Below are 18,672 nucleotides of genomic sequence, written 5' to 3'. Positions count from 1 at the left end.
TAGTAGTGATCCGCCGGTAGGGATCTGGAATAATGGATTGTCTTGTTGTGTGGCGTTACCCGCTGCTCTGCAGATGACGTGACTACAGCTATTTGTGTAAGGAGTGTGTTCGTGCCGACTCCCCTCCCTCTGCCCGACTCTTGGGATGCCGAAGAGCAGTATTTGGCGGCCATCTACCAGTTAGCAGAGGAAGAACGTGCAGCTACTGTGGCCAAACTGCAGGCTGTGCTAGCCCAATCTGGGGGTACTCCGCAAGCACGCAGTGAACGAGAATCGTACAACGCGCTCTATACGTCCCAGATTCGTGCCATTGACGAGTCGCAGGCCGGGCTCTGCTTCGGGCGAGTTGACATCGTTCCTGACGCAATTGACGACTCTCATATAGAGGCAGAGGCGACTCGCTATATCGGCCGCATGGGTCTGCTGGACAATGACCAAGACTGTCGCCCCATGTTAGTAGATTGGCGGGCCCCCTTAGCACGCCCCTACTATCTGGCAACTACCGCGCGCCCTGAGGGGGTGTGGCGCCGGCGCACTATCCATTCGTTGGGTCGTAAACTCACGTCCCTTTCGGACGAGTTTTTGATGCATGGCGATACCCCCACTGGTTATCCCAATCCACAGGACATGGCGGACGGTGTCGCTTCTGAGTCCGCACTATTAAAGGCGCTTAACGCGCCCCGTACCGGCCATATGACAGATATTGTGGCGACGATCCAGCGGGAACAGGACGAAATTATTCGCTGCGAGCATCGCGGCGTTGTCGTGGTGGAGGGTGGCCCAGGTACCGGTAAAACTGCTGTTGCGCTGCATCGTGCCGCATATTTGCTGTACACCTTCCGCTCTGTCCTAGAGCGCTCTGGTGTACTCATCATCGGACCTAACGACACCTTCCTGCGCTACATCAACCATGTGCTCCCCTCACTGGGCGAGACAGGCGTAGTGCTTATGACCCTGGGAGATATGTTCCCTGGCGTGACTGCACGAGCTGAAGATAGCCTAGCTACGCAAGAAGTCAAGGGGTCGTTGCTCATGGTCGATGTCCTCAAGCAGGCCATTCGAGCGTGGCAGACAGTGCTAGAAGAACCCATCACCATCCATGTTGATGGCACACCATTCTCTGTTACCCCCCGCATGACTCGGCGGGCACGCGGGCGGGCACGCTCCAGTCGGCGGCCCCATAATCGAGCACGGCAGTTGTTCCATGACACGCTGGTTGAGGAGATCGTGGAGGCTTATGCGGCGGAGATTGGCACCGACCCCGAACGTCCGGACCACCCCGGTATGCTGCTGTCCCGCTCCGATATTGCGGATTTAACGGAGGACCTGCTGCACTCCCCCGAAGTACAATCTCTGGTCACTGAACACTGGCCCATCTTGACTGCCAAGCACGTGGTGGAGCGGCTGCTCACGGAAAGAGAACATGCAGAAGAAGCCTGCACGGGTATTCTCCCCACTGGCGATGTTGACTTTCTGTTACGGCCAACGGGAAACCCGTTCACTGTAGCAGACGTACCGCTCCTCGATGAGGCGGCAGAACAGTTGGGATGCCCACCGCGTGCCCGGGCAACTGCTGCCTCTGGTGATAATTGGCGGCAGATGGTGGAGGATGCACAGGATGCCCTCGACATTCTCAAGGCGTCTGCATCTCTCGAATTCGAGGATGAATCCGATAGCGAAATTCTCGCTGCCTATGACATTATCGACGCTCGCCGGCTGGCTGATCGCCACACGCATCACTCCTTTCTCACTACTGCAGAGCGTGCCGCCCAGGACCGCGAATGGGCCTTTGGGCATGTCATTATCGATGAGGCACAGGAACTCTCTCCGCTCGCATGGCGCATGGTGATGCGTCGTTCACCAAACCGGTGGATGACGATTGTTGGCGATACGGCACAGACGTCCAACCCAGCTGGAGTGGAACACTGGGAAGACGCGCTCTCCCCCTATGTGAAAAACCGCTGGTGTTCGTTCACACTGTCGGTCAATTACCGAACGACCCGGCAGATTATGGAAGCGAGTCAGGGCGTATTGGCGGAAATCAATCCAACGGCACGCCTACCTCGTTCCATCCGCAGCTCGCAGCATGAGGTGGAGCTCGTTGATCGTGGTGACGAGCGCTGGAGTACGGTGCTGCAGCGCACCGTACAGGAACTCGCACACCTCTTCGCAGAAGAGCGCCGTAGCTGCGGCATACTGGTATCCCCTACTGTGATGAGTGCGCTGATGGAGGAATCTTCAGGGCAAGCGCTTGAAACACTTGTGGGAGCACCAGTATCCCTAGTGCAGGAAGCGAAGGGACTAGAGTACGACTACGTTATTGTCACTGATCCAGTCGGAATAGTGGAGGCGTCTCCACAAGGTCTCAACGATCTTTTTGTGGCGATGACGCGTGCTACCCAAGCGCTTGCCGTGGTCCATGAGGGGGAACTCCCCTACTGCCTGTCTGCGCTGGTGGAGTAGTTCACTGCCGCAGTGCAGTGAGAGACCGGCGGTATGCTGAACTAGCAGCGGCGGTTACTCGATTCCGGCTTCTTCCATGTGGTGCACTTCCCGTTTGAGATCCGCAATCTCGTCCCGGAGGCGGGCAGCGATCTCAAACTGGAGATCACGCGCTGCTGTCGCCATCTGGTCTGTAAGTTCAGCGATAAGAGCTTCCATGCGCTTTCGCGGCATATGTGCAGTGTCCAGGTTTTCCAGTCCCGGCACCGCACTATCCCCACCAGTACCGCGCTTCCCCGCGGAATCGAGTTTGCCGCGCTGCGCATGTTGTTGGGTGCGAGCCGCTAACCGAGAGCCCTTTTTCATCTCATGAGCAGAAGTTTCAGTGGAGTCATCGAGGTCGTCATAGAGCTCATCGAGGATATCCGTAATCTGTTTGCGAAGCGGCTGCGGATCGATCCCGTGCTCCTCGTTATACGCAATCTGTTTGGCCCGACGCCGCTCTGTCTCGTCAATAGCGTCCCGCATCGAGTCGGTGATGGAGTCCGCATACATGTGCACTTCACCACTGACGTTTCGGGCGGCACGACCAATTGTCTGGATCAGGGAGGTGCGGGATCGGAGGAATCCTTCCTTATCGGCGTCGAGAATCGCCACGAGAGAAACTTCCGGAAGGTCGAGACCTTCCCTGAGCAAGTTAATACCGACCAGTACGTCATAGGAACCAAGTCGTAACTGGCGGAGCAGTTCGACGCGCCGCAGTGTATCGATGTCAGAATGGAGATAGCGTACACGTATTCCCCTCTCCAGGAGATAGTCGGTGAGGTCTTCCGCCATCTTTTTCGTCAGTGTGGTGACGAGAATACGCTCGTCTCGGGCGGTTCGTTCCCGGATTTCTCCGAGGAGGTCATCGATCTGTCCCTTGGTGGGTTTCACGACTACTTTGGGGTCGACGAGTCCGGTGGGGCGAATAACCTGTTCGACTACCTCCCCATGGGATGCCTCAAGTTCGAAGGGGCCGGGGGTCGCGGACATGTAGACGGTCTGTCCAACGCGTGCTTCGAATTCGTCGAAGGTGAGCGGTCGGTTGTCGAGTGCAGAGGGCAGCCGGAACCCGTACTCGACCAGGTTGCGTTTGCGGCTCATGTCGCCTTCGAACATGCCACCGATTTGGGGAACGGTAACGTGTGACTCGTCAATGATGGTGAGGAAGTCGTCCGGGAAATAGTCGAGCAATGTGGCAGGCGGGGTTCCAGGGCCACGTCCGTCGATATGCCGAGAGTAGTTTTCGATACCAGAGCAGAAGCCCATCTGCTCCATCATTTCGATGTCGTAGGTGGTGCGCATGCGGAGGCGTTGTGCTTCCAGCAGTTTGCCGGTGGACTCCAACTGTTGCAGGCGACTATCGAGTTCTTGCTGAATTCCCTCGATGGCTTCTTTCATCCGTTCCGGACCGGCCACGTAGTGGGTGGCCGGGAAAATGTGGAGGTCGTCCACCGGGCGGACGATGTCACCGGTGAGTGGGTTGAGATAGTAGAGGCCGTCAATCTCGTCTCCGAAAAACTCAATGCGTACGGCGAGCTCTTCATAGGCAGGGATGATGTCGATAGTGTCGCCTTTGACTCGGAAAACGCCACGGCTAAAAGCGATGTCGTTACGGTCGTACTGGATCTCCACGAGTAGTTTGATGAATTCATCACGGTCGAGTTCGTCGCCGACACGCAGCAGAATAGACCGGTCAAGGTAGGACTGGGGAGTGCCTAAGCCGTAAATGCAGGAGACGGATGCGACAACGACGACGTCTCGACGAGATAGCAAACTCATGGTGGCCGAGTGACGGAGCCGTTCCACATCTTCGTTGATGGAGGAGTCTTTTTCGATATACGTGTCAGTTTGCGCGATATACGCTTCGGGTTGGTAGTAGTCGTAGTAGGAGACGAAGTACTCAACTGCGTTATTCGGCAGGAGGGTGCGTAGTTCGTTGGCGAGCTGTGCTGCCAGCGTCTTATTTGGGGCCATGACCAAGGTGGGGCGCTGAACCTGTTCGATGAGCCAGGCCGCGGTGGCCGATTTTCCGGTACCCGTGGCGCCCATCAGCACAGTGTCCCTGTCTCCACGGTTGATTCGGTAGGCGAGCTCTGCGATTGCGGTCGGTTGGTCGCCGGCGGGTTGGAAGGGGCTTTTGACGTGGAAGGGCTGGGAGGTACGGAGGATCTCGCCGACCGGCCGGTAACCGGATTCGGGGAGGTCAGGGTGTTCGGTCGCGAAGGCCACGCCGTATCCTTCCATGCCTAGGGATGGGGTCTCCTCCATGCTACCGCGCGCTATCTAGCGTCGCTTACCCCGGTAAATCTGCTCAATTTCATCTTGGAAATGCAGGTTGATGGCGTGGCGCTTGAGCTTCAGGGTGGCTGTCAGTTCGCCATCTTCTTCGGTGAGGTCACGTGGCAGAATCCTGAACCGCTTGATGGACTCCGCTCTCGACACTTGTTGGTTAGCTCGATCGATGGCATCTTGGAGAATGCGACGCACGTCGGGGTCGCGCTGTAGTTTGTCGATGGGAAGGTCGGGGTCGCGGCCGTTACTCTGCAGCCATTCTCGCACTGCTTCTCTATCGAGGGCGATGAGACAGCTGATGTATTTCCGTCGATCACCGATGACGACTGCATAGCTAACGAGGGGGCAGCGGTCGATCACCGTCTCCAGCCTGGTTGGGGACACATTTTTCCCCCCGGCAGTGACGATAATTTCTTTCTTCCGCCCGGTGATATAGACGTAACCTTCGCGATCGAGTGATCCGAGGTCTCCACTGTGCAACCAGCCGTTATCGAAGGCGGCGGTGGTGGCATCGTCATTATGCCAGTAGCCACTCGTGACCATACCGCCTTTGAGGAGAACCTCCCCGTCGTCGGCAATACGTACGGAGCAGCCGGGAAGAGGACGGCCGATGGAGCCGATCTGCCACTCCCCTGGACTATTGACAGTAATTGCGGCCGATGTTTCGGTAAGCCCATAACCTTCATAGACGTTCACTCCCGCCCCGTGTAGGAAGTGCGCGAGCTCACTGCTGAGGGAGCCACCACCGGATACAACCCACTGCAGTTCGCCACCCAGAGTATCGCGAAGTGAGCGGTAAATGAGACGATCATAAAACTGGTGGCGTACTCGCATGGATATCGAAATCCGCGTTTTGCTAGCGATCCGCGAGTAGTTGATGGCACTGTGGTAGGAGTGGTTGAAGAGCCATTCACCCAGCGGGCCGGCGATCCGTGACTTGCGGCGCATCGCCTCCGCGATTTTCTCGTAAACCCGTGGTACACCCACGAACAGGTGTGGTTTGAACCGCATGAACTGTTCGAGCACTGTGCTGAAGTCAGACCAGTAGGTTTGGGTGACGCCGCGATCGATGCACATGAGTGAAATTGCCAACTGGAAGACGTGGGCGAGCGGGAGAAAATTGAGAACCCGTTTTCCCGGTTGCAAAGGATCCTGTGCAACCGGCCGGCCGCCTAATGCCCGGATCTCGTGGAGGAGATTTCCGTGGGAGATCTGTACCCCCTTGGGGTTACCAGTTGTCCCGGAGGTGAAGATGATGCAGGCAAGAGTTTCCACATTGAGGGAGCGGATACGCCGGTCAAGTTCGAAATTGCATCCCACTGCGCCACGCCCGGCTGCGATGATGAGATCGGTGGCGGACTTATCGATGACGTAGATATCCCGCAGCGTTGCGGGCTTGTCCTTGTGCAGGACAGTTCCCAAGTGCTGGGGGTTTTCTACGACAAGGAATTGTGCTCCAGAGTCCTCTAAAATGTGATGGACCTGTTCTGCGGAGGATGAGGGGTAGATAGGGACAAGAACTGCTCCGCAGCTCCATACAGAGTAGGCGAAGAGCATCCACTCGTAGCGGGTCTGTGACAGTAAAGCGATGCGGTCACCCGGCCTGATTCCAAGGCTAATCCAGCCTCGGGAGAGCGCACGAACTTCTGCTGCGAAGTGGCGAGCGGAAACGTCAACCCAGTCGGAGAGGACAGGCCGCTGGAAGAGCACACGATCAGGTGCTTCTTCGGACTGCCGGTAGAGCGAATCGACGATCGACTCGTCGGGCTCCACACGGTAGACCAGTGGCGCGGTGTATTCTCGCAATCCGCATACTCCTCCCGGCAATCCCCTGTATCGGAGGATTTCCCTTCAGTTTAAGAAGAGGAGCGAACCAACGCCACTGTGCTAGCTGTGTGTTCCCCGACCGAGTACTCCAATTTCCTGTTCGATGACGGAACGGGCGACAGCCATAACCCTGCCCGACTCGGCAATATCCTGGCGCACAGAGTGGTCCATCTGGTTGGAGGTGGTGCGGAATCCGGAGCGTGCGACGAGGTTATCGATACGGTCATCCAAGTCATCCACGGAGCGGTAGTCACTCCAGCGCACCAACTCGGTATCGACAATGTCGACCGCATCAGCCAAGGCGACAAGTGCAACCACACGGTCAACAAGTTCGGTCCAGACTTCTCCGAGTTCCCGGAGGCGATTGCGGTGGGTAACGCCGTGCTGGAGACCACGCTTCCGCAGTGCCGCAGAAACGTCTCGCAGCTCCACAATATCACTGGCTACTTCCATCACTTCGGCGGTGATGTCAATGCTCGAGGCTTGGGTAGCGAGTGCGTCACCGTGCCACGCAGGTGATCGATCGAGGCGGTCCATCACGATACCCAGAATGTAGAGGGCAGCATCGTAGGAGTCGGCGAAGGAGAAGGTGGCAGCCTGTACTCGGAGGAGCTGTTCGCGGCTGGAGGTCCAGGACTCGTCTTCCACGGGACGCCCGGCGATGACACGGGAAATGCCGGAGACTGCATCGTTGACAATCTTGCGCATTGAACTGATATCACCCCGCAGGGCATCAGGCACACGATCAAGAACTGTGTCCAATGCGCTCGCTGAGCGAGTCGGTGCAGCTCCAGAACTCTGCATGCCATGCCCATCAGCACTAGTGACGGCTCTGCGGGATGCGGACGGGGAGCTACTTTGCGTCGGGTCCTCTGGGTTCTCCACTAACGCTTGTTGCTCAGCGTTAAATGCCCAGAGGGGAAGGTCCGTGCGGTTAAAGGTCCGGAGTCGGTAGCGGTCCGTGGAGGGGCCCACTTTCTCGGCGTAGTCCACCTTGCTCGGAACGGCGCAGCGGCAGAGCGCATCAAAGATGGTGTTGCGTTGGTTCGTACTGAGGAAAATGCCGTTGCGTTTTTCTTCCCGCAGTCCCATCCACGACTTGGCGAATGCTGGATCAGAGACAAAGGCGCGACGATAGCCACCCAGCGACCCCATGTATTTACGGTACCGTCGATGTGCCAGTGCCGACCGCACATCATTCGCCATGAGTTTGCCGTCGTCCGTGATGAACTTGTCATTGCGGAGTGCAGTGGTGGGGTCACCGTTGGCGACATCGTGCCATTCGTGGGCAGTAGCGGCGATGCGGCTTAGCTCTTCCACGCCTCCGGTCCTCGGAGTCGTGGACCCTTTCTGTAAGCGCGCGTGCAGAATCCCCCGCATATTCTGGTCCAAATAGCCGGCACTCAATGCCAGAGCAGCTTTATCTGAGAGACGATAGGCAGCGCTCGTGACGGGAATGGCAGCGTCGCGCAGCCATTCTTCAACAGCTACTTTGACCTGTTTTCCTTGGTTGGGCATTATCAGTATTCACCTCATCGGGGCAGTCACTTTGACTGTACTGGTTGAAGAGTCTGCTGTGCGGGAGTCCACCGAAACTTTCTGTTTCTGCCAAAGTTCCCCAGGGAATGCCATCTGTTCTGCACTTGGCAAAGCAGTGAGAATCCCAGGATAGGTCGCCAAAATGGCGCGTGCTGCGCGCACAGCGGAATTGAAGCGCTTTCCGGCGAGCTCCCCTTCCAATACTTCACAGCGCTCGGTACGTGGATCGATGGCGACGGACAGAGTTTCCGGCCCTAAAAATGTGTATTTTCCCCACCCGGGCAATGGGTTAGCCACCCTTCCACCACTTCCTTTCCTACGTAACGAGGGAATTCATCTCTCTGGACGGAATCCTTTACTCCACTCTAAAACGGATAACCAGGCTTGTCAGTTCCCATCGCAGGAGTCATTTTCTCCTCCGGTCGGTAGCATCAAAGACATGACGCACCAGCACGCCGCCTCCCAGAAGTGGGGCCTCACCGCCGGCTACCGCGGGGCTGACCACACATGGCACCCCTACTCTGCGGTTTCGCTCAAGGCAGTGGAGACTGCGCTCGGGACCCATCTTCCTGCGTCATCTCAACAACGATTTGCGGGCCTCCCCGCCACCGCTGTGGTGGAAGAGGAGAAACTGCACTACCTGACCCTCGCGGCAGCACAGACGGAGTGGGATCTGCTGCAATTGGCCGACTGGGAAGTACATTTGGAGGACAGTTCGCGGATCCCGCTGCGCCTCGTCACTATTGAACTTCCAGAGAAGATCGATCCGGTGTTGGCTGTCGAACTGCCAGCTGCTCTCCCCCAGGGTTACCACCGGCTGGTGGTAACTTCAGCTGATGTCACCTATCGGGCCACCCACATTATCGTGACCCCTGCTCATCTCCACGTTCTTCCGGATCAGCAGAACGTATGGGGGTTGACAGCCCAAATTTACGCGCTTCGCGGTGACCAGTCCTGGTCCATGGGAGATAGCCACGACCTCAAAGAGCTGTGCCAATGGGCCGCCCAGCAAGGTGCCGACTTTGTCAGCATCAACCCCATCCACGCGGGTTCCCCAGTCACCCCCGTAGAAAACTCTCCCTATTTACCCCGATCCCGCCGCTACCTGTCTGTTCTTATGCTGTCGATCGAGGATCTGCCGGAATACCACTCGGCATCGGCAGAGTGTCGTGCTGCCATTGATACGCTCGCAGCGCCCCTGAAAGCTCGCAACCACTCCCCGGAACTACTTGATCGCAGTGCCGTCCACACTGCGAAGATAGCCGCACTAGAACTCTTGTTCGGTGACAGCATGTACACTCTCCGCCTCGATCTTTTCGAGGAGTTCTGCCAGCGGGAGGGAAGCCAGCTGCGGGACTACGCGTTGTGGTGTGCGCTGGTCGAAGAGTATGGGGAGGACCATCCGATTCTCTGGGAGGGCGACCATGGGCCCTCTTCTGCATGGGCAGTAGAGAAATCTGTGGAGCATGCCAAACGGCTGAAATTCCACCAGTGGGTACAGTTCCTTCTTACGGAACAGCTACGGGATGTGCAACGGGCAGCTAAGGCTGCGGGGATGAGTATCGGCATCGTACACGATCTGGCCGTCGGAGTGGGGCTCCACTCTGCCGACGTCTGGTCCCTCTCCTCCCTGATGGTGCCGGAGGTAACCGTTGGTGCTCCACCAGACGCCTACAATCAGTTGGGGCAGAACTGGAATCAGCCACCATGGCATCCGCAGTCGCTGCAGGAAGCGGGATATGCTCCCTTTGTTCAGATGATTCGCAAACTCTGCGAAACGGGTGGTGGGGTACGAATTGACCACATTTTGGGTCTTTTCCGTTTGTGGTGGATTCCCCGCGGAATGCCTCCCACTGCTGGTGTTTATGTTCCCTTCCCTTATGATGACCTGCTGCGCATCGTCATCCTCGAAGCGAATCGGCACGGCTGTGTCATTATCGGCGAGGATCTCGGAACTGTTGAAGATTATGTGCGAGAAGCACTATCCCACTACGGCATTTGGGGAACATCTGTACTCTGGTACGAGTACGACGACAACGGCCAACTACGTGTTCCCGATACCATCCGTCGCGACTGCATGATGACGGTGAGTACGCATGACATGCCGCCTGTCTCCGCTTACCTTGCGGGAAAGCAGGTAGACCTGCGGGACAGCTTGGGTATCTTGGGACAATCCCGAGAGGCTGAGTGGCAGGATTATCTCCGTAACCGTGCTGACATTGTAGAAATGGGGACTCGCATGGGAGTATGGCCCAGCGACACATTCCCTGGCAGCGACGCAGAAGTTCTGGCGATTCATCAGCTGATGTGGCTCGCCCCTGCCACTGCTAAAGCTATTGCCCTCGTCGACATCGTGGCGGATCAGCGTTCTGAAAACGTGCCGGGTACCGATACGGAATACCCCAACTGGTTGGTTCCCCTCTGTGATCGCGACGGCCATGCCGTTAGTCTGCAGCAGGTACAGGAGTCGCCATTGTGGACCGCTTTGAAGCGTGATGTTATGGACAATATCTAAATACTCCTTGACTTTTGTGCCGATTTTTGCAGTCAAAAATGATTACTCTTTTGGCGCGAAAGTGAGGCCAAAATCTCGAAAAATACTTTTCATCTTTTGAAGAACCGCAGGTGAAAGGCTAAGACCAGTTTGGCAAGCTACGGCAACTAAACTACACTTATCCGCGTGAGCAGTAAGAGTAAGTCTTCCAGTGATGCCAAGCGCGTCACCATCTATGACGTAGCCCGTGAAGCCGGAGTGGCACCCTCCACAGTGTCCCGCACCTTCTCCCGCCCCGGACGTGTCAATGCCGAAACCGCAGCCCGAGTTCGCAAAGTTGCGGAGAAAATAGGCTACCGGGCGGCAACTGTCAGCTTCACTTCTGCACAGTCCACTCAACTCATTGCCGTTGCGGTTCCCGATATTGCCAACCCGACATACGCAGAAACTATTAAAGGCATCCGCCGTGAGGCACTTGCTGCTGGATACTCGACCATTCTGCTTGATGCTACCGAGATCGACGACCAGAACAGCGAAACCCTCGAACGTTCCATGGGACTCGCCGAAGGTCTCATCCTGGTCTCCCCGCGTCTCCCCGATGCCGCCATCCAGGCAATGGCCAAGCAGCGCCCAGTCGTCACTCTGAACCGTGAGGTTCCCGGCGTCCCCGCCGTCATTAGCGATGCCCGCCAAGGCGTCCAAGAAATGGTCGCCCATCTGTACGATCTCGGCCACCGCTCCCTCACCTTCCTCCCGGGCCCCGTCCATTCCTACGATGACGCCCAGCGGTGGCAGGCACTCCTCGAACAGTGCTCCCGCCGCAAGATGGCCATCCGTCGTACACCCCCGCGCCGCCCCACCGTCGCCGGTGGCGCCGCTGCCGCCCGCGAATGGATGCAACGCCGTACCTCCGCTGTCATTGCCCACAACGACCTCATGGCCATGGGCTTCATGATTGCCGTAAAGTCTGTGGGCATTGACGTCCCCCGCGATGTATCCGTGGTGGGCACCGATAATATCTTCATGAGCGCACTGGTAACCCCCGCTCTCACCACCGTTACCGCATCTCGGCGTACTCAAGGCTCACTGGCCTTCAGCCAGCTGCTAGAACAGCTCCGGCACCAGCATCGCGATATCGGCCACCTCACCACTACCGTACAAATGAAGCTGGTCGAGCGCGAATCTACCGACCGCGTTCATAGCCTGCGTCGTTAACGACACTCCCCACGAGCCGCCGCATTTTCTTCCTCCTCCCGAGAGAAAGAGATGCGGCGTTCGTTTATCGCCCAAAGGAGACTGCACCATGCCCACTCCCTACCGAATTCTCATGATCTGCACCGGTAATATCTGCCGGTCGATCATGGCTGAGATTATCGTTCGAGAAGAAGCTGCAGCACGTGGTCTCGACCCCTCCACTATTGAGATCCGCTCAGCGGGAGTAAGCAAAGAAGAAACCGGCAACGGTATCGACTATCGTGCACAAGGAGAGTTGGCACGTGCGGGCTATCCGACCCCAGTACACCGGGCGCACCAGGCCACTCGTGCAGAGCTCTCGCAGGCTGACCTCATCCTGGCAATGACGACCGGCCATGTATGGGGTCTGGAGCGACTCTGTCAGCGTTTCGGGCTCCATAATCTCCCAGTCTTGCTCTTCCGCACCTTTGACGACGTCTGTAACCCCCAGCGCATCATCACTACAGAGGTTGCGGACCAGATTCTCGATGTAGAAGACCCTTGGTATGGAGGTCCACAAGATTTTGTGACAACACGGGAAACACTAGAGCGGTGTGCTCCCGCAATTGTCGACTACGTGGAACAGCAGCTTTCTAGGTAACGCCACACACTGCTGGCTCGTTCTCTCAATTCGTCCACTGTGCCATCATTGTCGATAATGATGTCGGCGATTTCCCGTCGTTGGGCATCAGTGGCCTGTTGTGCCATGCGTGCTCGAGCATCGTCAGTAGCCAAACCACGCTGGTGGACGAGTCTCTCTAGACGCTGCTCCGCTGGCGATAACACCATGACAATATGCTCGAACATGCCAGCCATGTCATGTTCGACGAGAAGCGGGACATCATAAACAGCCAGCTGTGGACAAGGAGCCACAGCAAGAAGTTCTGCTGAGCGTGCAGCGATAGCAGGCTGAAGAATGCTGTTGAGCCGCTCGGTGTGCACGGAATCCACAAATGCACGCTGCGCCAAGAGCGCCCGGTTTAGTGTTCCGTCTGGCTGAATTAGGTCGTCTCCAAACTCTGCGGCTAAGGCTGCTAGCCCTGGTGTTCCTGGCGCAACGACTTCCCGCGCCACGTGATCGGCATCGACTACAGTGGCGCCCAGTTCTCGCCATACTGCGGCCACCGTAGATTTTCCCGATCCAATTCCTCCAGACAGGCCAATCACATGCGTTCCTCTCCTTGTAGTGAGCCGTCTGACTTTGCCGAACCCAGTCTAGTAAATGAAGATAAAAACTGCGGAGGAAGCAAGATGCTTCCTCCGCAGTTTTAACGTGTAGTGAGACAGTACCGGGGTACGTGTCCGCGCTAGTAACGACTAGTTGCCGGCAAGCTTCTCACGCAGGGCGTTGAGCTGCTCGTCAGAGGCAAGGGAGCCGTGGGCTTCGTCAGCAGCCGGAGCCTGTGCGGTGTAGTCGCCCTCGGGGGCAGCTTCGCCAGCTTCAGCGGCAGCGATACGGTTAGCTTCCACCTGCTTGGTGTGGAGCTGGTGGCGACGCTCGGCTTCTGCGTAGCGGTCCTCCCACTCTTCACGCTGCTTCTCGTAGCCTTCGATCCATTCGTTAGTTTCAGGGTCGAAGCCTTCGGGGAAGATGTAGTTGCCCTGCTCGTCGTAGGAGTCGGACATACCATACTTGGCGGGATCGAACTCTTCGGTGTAGTCGATGTCAGCTTGTTTGAGGGACAGGGAGATACGACGACGCTCGAGGTCGATGTCGATAACCTTAACCATGACCTCCTGGCCGACGGTGACGACCTGATCCGGAACATCCACGTGGCGCTCGGCCAGTTCGGAGATGTGGACGAGACCCTCGATACCCTCTTCGACACGCACAAAGGCACCGAACGGAACGAGCTTGGTGACCTTGCCGGGCACAATCTGGCCGATAGCGTGGGTGCGGGCGAACTGGCGCCAGGGATCTTCCTGGGTAGCCTTGAGGGACAGGGAAACACGCTCGCGGTCCATGTCGACATCGAGAACCTCGACAGTGACTTCCTGACCGACCTCGACAACCTCGGACGGGTGATCGATGTGCTTCCAGGACAGCTCGGAGACGTGGACGAGTCCGTCTACGCCGCCCAGATCCACGAAGGCACCAAAGTTGACGATAGAGGACACGACACCCTTGCGGATCTGGCCCTTCTGCAGCTGGTTGAGGAACTCAGAGCGAACCTCAGACTGGGTCTGCTCGAGGAATGCGCGACGGGACAGCACAACGTTGTTGCGGTTCTTGTCGAGCTCGATGATCTTGGCTTCAAGTTCCTTGCCAACATAAGGCTGCAAATCGCGGACGCGACGCATTTCCACGAGGGAGGCAGGCAGGAAGCCGCGCAGTCCGATATCCATGATGAGGCCGCCCTTGACGACCTCGATAACGGTGCCCTTGACTGGCTCGTCCTTTTCTTTGAGTTCTTCGATGGCACCCCAAGCACGCTCGTACTGAGCACGCTTCTTGGACAGCATCAGACGGCCTTCTTTGTCCTCTTTAGTGAGAACAAGGGCTTCAATGGTGTCGCCAACTTCGACGATTTCGCTGGGGTCGACATCGTGCTTGATGGAAAGCTCACGAGAAAGGATGACGCCTTCGGTCTTGTAGCCGATATCGAGGAGAACCTCGTCGTGGTCGATCTTGACGACAGTGCCTTCGACAATGTCACCGTCGTTGAAGTACTTGATGGTGGCGTCGACAGCGGCGAGGAAGTCCTCAGCAGTGCCGATATCGTTGACGGCTACCTGCTGAGTATTGTTAGTAGTGGTCATAGGGTTGGTAACTCCGGACTACGGAATGTATCAGGTGTTCATGGAACGGTCATTGCCTGCGTCCGCACCCCGGAAAGGAACACAGCAGCCCGGACGGAACACACGCAGTTACCAATACTACCGCTCACTACAGCGTGAGACAAGCTACATTAACGCTGGTAATCCACTGTTCACTTAATGCGCGGCAGCATTCCATGTAGCCCCAAAACCAACCGAAACTTCCAGCGGGACTGCCAACTCGACAGCAGAGTCCATACACTCCGACACCAAAGCTTGCAACGCCTCCCGCTCGCCTGGCGCAACCTCACACACCAGCTCGTCATGTACCTGCAGAAGAACACGAGAGCGCAGGTCAGAGTCGTGTAGGGCGGAATCCACCCGCAGCATCGCCAATTTGATGATGTCTGCGGCGGTGCCTTGAATAGGCGCGTTAAGAGCAGCTCGCTCGGCGTTTTCCCGCACAACCCGATTGCTGGAGGTCAGTTCGGGAAGATACCGGCGCCGGCCGAACATAGTTTCCGTGTATCCAGTCTTCCGAGCTTCTTCCACCACATTGTGCAGATAGTCGCGTACCCCTCCGAAGCGTTCGAAGTAGTTCTCCATGAAGCTCTTAGCTTCGGCGACGGGAATATCAAGCTGTCGTGCCAGCCCGTAGGGCGATAGTCCGTAGGCGAGGCCATAGCTCATCGCTTTGGTCCGCCGGCGCAGTTCTGGAGTAACTCCATCTAGCGGTACATCAAACGCCACAGAGCCGACGTAGGAGTGTAAATCCTCACCCCGCTGGAACGCCTCAATGAGCCCTTCGTCCTTCGACAGGTGGGCCATGACGCGCATCTCGATTTGCGAGTAGTCGGCGGTGAGAAGTCCTTCGTAGCCTTCTCCAGCGACGAAGATCTCGCGTATGCGTTTACCTTCATCCGTCCGGACCGGAATGTTTTGGAGATTCGGGTCTGTTGAAGAGAGACGGCCGGTGGTGGTGATTGTCTGATTAAACGTGGTGTGGATGCGCTCGTCGTCACTCACCGAGTTGATGAGGCCGGTCACTGTGGTTTTAAGCTTGGTGGCTGCACGGTGCCCCAGCAGCGCAGCGAGGAAGGGGTGGCCCGTCTTCGCATACAGCATTTCGAGGGATTCTGCGTTAGTCGAATAGCCGGTTTTTGTTTTCTTGGTCTTTGGCATTCCCAATTGATCAAACAGTACCGCTTGCAGCTGCTTCGGCGATCCAAGGTTGACAGTGTCATCACCAATAGCTACATAGGCCTCTCGCTCGAGCAGTGCGGCCTGGGCAGAGAAGTCATCTTCGAGCTCGTGGAGGGCTCGGCTAGAGACAGCGATACCATCATGCTCCATCCGCTGGAGCACCATCACGAGGGGCATCTCCATCTCGTGGAAGAGGCGGGTTTCCCCATATCCATCCAATTCCTCAGTCAGTTGTGCGACGAGAGCCAGCAGGTGGGCTGCCCGCACTGCAAGATTCTCACGGAACTGGTCGTTGTCGTCAGCCATCTCGAGGAGACTAAGTTGCCCATCCTCCGGGGGTACCAATTCTGCTCCAGTATGGCGTCGTACAACATCGTCAAAACTAGTAGCGCGTTGGCCGGGCCGGACCAAGTAGGATGCCACCAACGTGTCGAAGTACACACCGTTGAGGCGCCACCCGCGACCGGCAAGGCAATGTATACACCGCTTCGCGTCGTGGAAAGCCTTCTTCACAGCAGGATCGGCCATCCACTCCCCTAGTGCGGCCTCATCGGCTGGACTCAGGGATGCTGCCGTGCATACCAACTGCTGACCGGTGGGGCTAGCGATAGCGAGGGCATCAACATCCCCCGCCACAATGCTGGCGGGACCCGTCACCACCACCCCATAGACTCCCTCGCCTTGTCCATGTTCAGCCAGCCAGTCTGCCACCCCGTCGAGCTCAGCAAAGGTGACTGCGAGAGAAACCTCAGTGCTCGGTACTTCGTCGGCGTCAGGAGAAAGACTGAACGCTGCGAATACGCGTTCGCGGAGGCGGGAGCCGAACTCTAGTTTGTCGAAAACCTCGTTGATGGGCACCTCGTCGACTGGGGTGCGGGCTGCATCTGCAAGATCGAGCTCCATATCAACATCCCTCACCATTGCGGTGAGGTAGGAGTTCCGCTTCACATCCTCAAGGTGAGCGCGAAGATTCTCCCCTACCTTGCCTTTGATCTCATCGGCGTGAGCAATGATCTCCTCCAGAGATCCGTAGAGATTGAGCCACTTCGCTGCGGTCTTCTCCCCAACCTTGGGAACACCCGGGAGGTTATCTGAGGGATCCCCCCGCAAGGCCGCCATATCAGGGTATTGCTGCGGGGTGACGTCATAACGCTCTTTCACCTGTGCTGGCGTATAGCGCACCAGCGTCGACACCCCCTTCGTGGGGTAGAGGACCGTTGTATAGTCGTCAATGAGCTGGAACGAGTCTCGGTCACCGGTGCAGATCAGGGATTGTTTCCCGGATTCCTCGGCGACGCGCGATAACGTGGCGATAAGGTCATCCGCCTCATATTCGGCACTAGAAACAGTGGGGATGCCGAGTGCCTGCAGTACTTCCCGGATAAGCTCTACCTGCCCAATGAACTCGGCAGGGGTCTCAGATCGTTGCGCCTTGTACTCGGGATAGGCACGGTTGCGGAAGGTAGCACGCCCCTCATCGAACGCAGCCACAATGTAGTCTGGCTGCTCCTCAGAGACGAGATTAGTGAGCATAGACAGGAACCCATAAACTGCATTGGTATGCTGTCCTGCGCTCGTACTGAAGCCTTCCGGAGGTAACGCGAAAAACGCACGGAAAGCAATGGAATGCCCATCGAGGAGCAAAACGACAGGACGCGTGGGGGTTGTTTCTGCAGTCACCCCTTCAGCTTAGACAATCTCCCCACTCTCCGGGAGACACTCTCCCCACTGCACGGAGGTCCTATGAGGCCGCATGGATTACATTTCAGCGCAAAGAACCAACAGGGTCTGCATCGAGTTCGGCGGAGAGTTTTTCTCTCGTCGGGGTTCTCTATTAGACTTAGCCGCAGGCACTGAGCGCCTCGCGCTTTGCCCTCGTAGCCCAATTGGCAGAGGCAACGGATTCAAAACCCGTCCAGTGTGGGTTCGAGTCCCACCGAGGGCACTTTTCAAAGCCCCTGGTAGATCGGTAGAAATGCTGGTTCACCAGGGGTTTCACTATATTTACGGTAGGCGCTTAAGGGGGCACGAAAGGGCACAAAAAGGCTCTAAAATGCACCAGATGTAGCCAAAATGTAGCCACAAAAACGCACGAAAAAAGCGAGGAAGCCCAGCAACAACATAAAACCACCTCACTCTCCCTGCGAGGCAGACGGGGTAAATTCTCCCCCTCCGACCACTCCTCTTGCATATTGTCTGGGGTCTGCTCACCAGCAGCCATCTGAGCCACATCATTCGGTGTCACATAATCCGGCATGATTTCTTCTCCTCAAACATGAACCCCACATCACACGCACCGTGGGTCAACTGCCCAACCACAACAACCCCCGGCTGAAAAGGGTGCTCAATACACCACACCGCCCGGCGCGGTCACGCGTCTACGGGCGGTGGGTAAAGGAAAACCCCGCCACCCTTTGCAGGTGCGGGGTTCTATTCAAATAACGAAAACGCTACGCTTTTAGCTCTTCATAGGAGTAGACACCATTAACACGCTCACGGAGAAACATAGGGTCTAATGAGTTCTGCACCATGTAAACATCGTTGGGGAGAGCATCGGTGAGGCACTCGAAGATCTGGTTAGCCCACCAATGGAAATCCCCAAGGGAAAACACCGTGCAGACGTCCACTCCGCGCTCTCCATATGCTGTCCCGTAGGTAATAAAAGACTCCATATAGTTGCCGTCATCACCGTGGAGAGTCAGCTCCCACTCACTATCTTCATAGCCCGGCTCAATCTCCACCTCGGCATTAAACCGCTTCACGAGGGCATCGCAAACTTCCTCCATCGTTGCCCCATAAACGAAGCAATCGAAGCTGCTACTGTTGTAATTCATACTCTC

General features: G+C 57.0%; 11 protein-coding genes and 1 tRNA gene. 5 read left to right on the top strand and 7 right to left on the bottom strand.

Features of this window, described 5'->3' with window-relative positions; genetic code table 11:
* Nucleotides 1–111: 111 nt before the first annotated feature.
* Nucleotides 112–2,463: a HelD family protein gene (locus IY73_RS07735; RefSeq protein WP_082346618.1), complete on the top strand. Its 2,352-nt coding sequence runs from the start codon at nt 112–114 to the stop codon at nt 2,461–2,463.
* Nucleotides 2,464–2,517: 54 nt separating this feature from the next.
* Here IY73_RS07735 and uvrB read toward each other — a convergent pair whose 3' ends face one another.
* The 3 genes from uvrB to IY73_RS07720 form a co-directional block, all read right to left on the bottom strand.
* Nucleotides 2,518–4,716, bottom strand: coding sequence for an excinuclease ABC subunit UvrB (gene uvrB / locus IY73_RS07730; protein WP_053962568.1), 2,199 nt, complete (start codon nt 4,714–4,716; stop codon nt 2,518–2,520).
* A gap of 54 nt (nt 4,717–4,770) precedes the next feature.
* A complete protein-coding gene (locus IY73_RS07725; protein ID WP_053979163.1) occupies nt 4,771–6,585 on the bottom strand; it encodes an AMP-dependent synthetase/ligase in 1,815 nt (604 codons plus the stop codon).
* Between the two features lie 81 nt (nt 6,586–6,666).
* Nucleotides 6,667–8,124, bottom strand: coding sequence for a hypothetical protein (locus tag IY73_RS07720; protein ID WP_053962566.1), 1,458 nt, complete (start codon nt 8,122–8,124; stop codon nt 6,667–6,669).
* A gap of 460 nt (nt 8,125–8,584) precedes the next feature.
* Here IY73_RS07720 and malQ point away from each other — a divergent pair, with 460 nt between their 5' ends.
* From malQ to IY73_RS07700, 3 genes are all read left to right on the top strand, one after another.
* Complete coding sequence (gene malQ / locus IY73_RS07710) at nt 8,585–10,660, top strand: 4-alpha-glucanotransferase (RefSeq protein WP_053962564.1); 2,076 nt, start codon at nt 8,585–8,587, stop codon at nt 10,658–10,660.
* 165 nt (nt 10,661–10,825) lie between these two features.
* A complete protein-coding gene (locus IY73_RS07705; RefSeq protein WP_053962563.1) occupies nt 10,826–11,854 on the top strand; it encodes a LacI family DNA-binding transcriptional regulator in 1,029 nt (342 codons plus the stop codon).
* Between the two features lie 88 nt (nt 11,855–11,942).
* Nucleotides 11,943–12,473 carry a low molecular weight protein-tyrosine-phosphatase gene (locus IY73_RS07700; RefSeq protein ID WP_053979162.1) on the top strand — a complete coding sequence of 177 codons (531 nt, stop codon included), beginning with the start codon at nt 11,943–11,945 and terminating at the stop codon, nt 12,471–12,473.
* Here IY73_RS07700 and coaE read toward each other — a convergent pair.
* The 3 genes from coaE to polA form a co-directional block, all read right to left on the bottom strand.
* Nucleotides 12,446–13,039: a dephospho-CoA kinase gene (gene coaE / locus IY73_RS07695; RefSeq protein ID WP_053962561.1), complete on the bottom strand. Its 594-nt coding sequence runs from the start codon at nt 13,037–13,039 to the stop codon at nt 12,446–12,448. The two genes, IY73_RS07700 and coaE, sit on opposite strands and share 28 nt — an antisense overlap.
* Nucleotides 13,040–13,189: 150 nt before the next feature.
* Nucleotides 13,190–14,632: a 30S ribosomal protein S1 gene (gene rpsA / locus IY73_RS07690; RefSeq protein ID WP_053962560.1), complete on the bottom strand. Its 1,443-nt coding sequence runs from the start codon at nt 14,630–14,632 to the stop codon at nt 13,190–13,192.
* Between the two features lie 174 nt (nt 14,633–14,806).
* Nucleotides 14,807–17,512, bottom strand: a complete 2,706-nt coding sequence (gene polA, locus IY73_RS07685; RefSeq protein ID WP_053962559.1) for a DNA polymerase I — start codon at nt 17,510–17,512, stop codon at nt 14,807–14,809.
* 191 nt (nt 17,513–17,703) lie between these two features.
* On the opposite strand from polA, the gene IY73_RS07680 reads away from it, so the two are divergent.
* A tRNA-Leu gene (locus tag IY73_RS07680) sits at nt 17,704–17,777 on the top strand.
* Nucleotides 17,778–18,282: 505 nt separating this feature from the next.
* Here IY73_RS07680 and IY73_RS07675 read toward each other — a convergent pair.
* Nucleotides 18,283–18,666, bottom strand: a complete 384-nt coding sequence (locus tag IY73_RS07675; protein ID WP_148565071.1) for a hypothetical protein — start codon at nt 18,664–18,666, stop codon at nt 18,283–18,285.
* Nucleotides 18,667–18,672 lie beyond the last annotated feature (6 nt).

Source organism: Lawsonella clevelandensis, from assembly GCF_001293125.1.
Classification (GTDB): Bacteria; Actinomycetota; Actinomycetes; order Mycobacteriales; family Mycobacteriaceae; genus Lawsonella; species Lawsonella clevelandensis.
The sequence above is the reverse complement of the archived record's forward strand: the minus strand, read 5'-3'. Positions and strand labels throughout refer to the sequence as shown.

Bases quoted from the DNA above. Each gene is read 5' to 3' on its own strand.
- IY73_RS07720 (WP_053962566.1), bottom strand. From the start codon at position 8,124: ATGCCCAACCAAGGAAAACAGGTCAAAGTAGCTGTTGAAGAATGGCTG.
- malQ (WP_053962564.1), top strand. From the start codon at position 8,585: ATGACGCACCAGCACGCCGCCTCCCAGAAGTGGGGCCTCACCGCCGGC.
- IY73_RS07700 (WP_053979162.1), top strand. From the start codon at position 11,943: ATGCCCACTCCCTACCGAATTCTCATGATCTGCACCGGTAATATCTGC.
- rpsA (WP_053962560.1), bottom strand. From the start codon at position 14,632: ATGACCACTACTAACAATACTCAGCAGGTAGCCGTCAACGATATCGGC.
- IY73_RS07675 (WP_148565071.1), bottom strand. From the start codon at position 18,666: ATGAATTACAACAGTAGCAGCTTCGATTGCTTCGTTTATGGGGCAACG.